The following is a 1,611-nucleotide window of genomic DNA, read 5'->3' on the forward strand; positions in this document are numbered from 1 at the left end:
CCGTCCTTTTTGGACGGGCGGGACGCCCATCCCACAATAACAATTAAAATTGTAAGTTATTTAATTCGCGATCCTAACGCAACCTAAAGATTCGTCTTAAGGCATTTTTTACCAGTCACTGAAGAGTATGTACATCAGGATATGCCAGAATTTTTGCATCAGCAGTTAGTAAGGGACACGCGCAAATCCTTGCAGTTGCCACAATGATTTGATCTGCTGGATCGCGGTGAAAACCTGTGAGTTTAGTTGACTCGACAATGATGGGAATGGTGAGTTCGAGTAGCTGCACTCCGGGATAAGCCAAAGCTTGTTTTAACCACTCATCAACTGTAACGGACAAAGTAAGTCTTCCCATTTCTACTAATTTAGCAACCTCCCAACAAGAAATGATGCTGATTCCTAAACCTTGAGATTGATATTGTTGTATCCAGTCCCGATGTTTCTGAGTCAGTCGTGTGTTATCGTCAACCCACCAAACCCATATATGAGTATCTAGTACAATCATTGTAACACTTCCCAATCTTCCAACGAAACCGCAGGTTCAAACGGCTCATTATAGCCAATGACGGTGCCTCGCAAAGGATATAGAAAAGTATTTTTCATGGTTTCATTTACCAAATTTAGATAGCTAATGAATTCTCGATATCCATCCAATTCTGTTTGTTCTTCGGAAGTGAGATTTGATGCTTGTTGTTGAGCTGTTAAAGTTTGAATTCGTTCCTGGGTTTGAATAGAAGCGCTAAATATTAAGAGTCCGTTGACCAGCTCAATGCGGACAGAACCTTCGCTGGGCAAGCTGTTGGGTAAGTGAGGCAGCTTGATGGGCAAATTAGCAATCATGGCATTAATTGACTGTATTTGATGTTGATTTTTTAATTATACCGATCGCTCTGTTGAATTTGACAGTTCTTGCCATGCTGAAATTATAGGCCGATCGCACTTTAGGAAGGAAAGGGCGATCGAGCTTTGACGAGTCCTCATAGATGCCGACAAACTGGCTTACGCAAGCTAAAGATTCATCTTTCGGGTCATTGGTAGTAATGTCGGTAATTTCTTTGCTATACTTAAAGCATCGTCCGACAGCGTTTAAAAGGAGCAAGAGTGTCAGCCAAAGATTACTATCATCCAGTTGTGAAACAGGCACTTGTTAAAGCTGGCTGGAAAGTTACTCATGACCCGTTGTTATTGAAATGGGCTAAGCGAAAACTATTTGTAGATATCGGAGCAGAAAAACTGATTGGCGCTGAAAATAATCAGTCTAAGATAGCTGTTGAAGTTAAAAGTTTTATCAGTGACTCTAAAATTTTAGATTTAGAGAAGGCTTTGGGACAATACATTCTTTATCAGAAAATTTTAGAACAAACTGAACCGGAAAGAACGCTCTATCTTGCCATACCTGCGATGTCTTTTGAGGAGCTTTTTATTGCAATACGGTTCAGTTAAAACTATTTATTCCTCGGAGATCCCCCTAAATCCCCCTTAAGAAGGGGGACTTTGAGTAATTTCTTGTCCCCCCCTTTTTAAGGGGGGCTAGGCAGGGTGGATTAATTGTCCCCAAGTAAATTATAATAGTCGAGCGCGCTCGGATGATCGTCCGAGCGCGCTCGACTA

4 protein-coding genes are annotated in these 1,611 nt (G+C 41.4%); 1 reads left to right on the forward strand and 3 read right to left on the reverse strand.

Annotated features, from left to right (window positions below):
- Positions 1-115 precede the first annotated feature (115 nt).
- From QUA16_RS36590 to QUA16_RS36600, 3 genes are read right to left on the reverse strand one after another with little or no spacing between them, the layout of a single operon-like run.
- A complete protein-coding gene (locus tag QUA16_RS36590; RefSeq protein ID WP_333109749.1) occupies positions 116-505 on the reverse strand; it encodes a type II toxin-antitoxin system VapC family toxin in 390 nt (129 codons plus the stop codon).
- Entirely contained in the window at positions 502-840 is a 339-nt protein-coding gene (locus QUA16_RS36595) for a hypothetical protein (protein WP_333109748.1), read from the reverse strand. Before QUA16_RS36595 ends, QUA16_RS36590 begins: the two co-directional genes overlap by 4 nt.
- A gap of 4 nt (positions 841-844) precedes the next feature.
- Positions 845-1,099, reverse strand: a complete 255-nt coding sequence (locus QUA16_RS36600; protein ID WP_333109747.1) for a hypothetical protein — start codon at positions 1,097-1,099, stop codon at positions 845-847.
- A 2-nt stretch (positions 1,100-1,101) separates the two neighbouring features.
- Between QUA16_RS36600 and QUA16_RS36605 the strand changes: the two genes are divergently transcribed.
- On the forward strand, positions 1,102-1,443 hold the full coding sequence (locus QUA16_RS36605; RefSeq protein ID WP_333109746.1) for an element excision factor XisH family protein: 342 nt from the start codon (positions 1,102-1,104) through the stop codon (positions 1,441-1,443).
- Positions 1,444-1,611 lie beyond the last annotated feature (168 nt).

The organism is Microcoleus sp. S13_C3, from assembly GCF_036700905.1.
Classification (GTDB): Bacteria; Cyanobacteriota; Cyanobacteriia; order Cyanobacteriales; family Microcoleaceae; genus Microcoleus.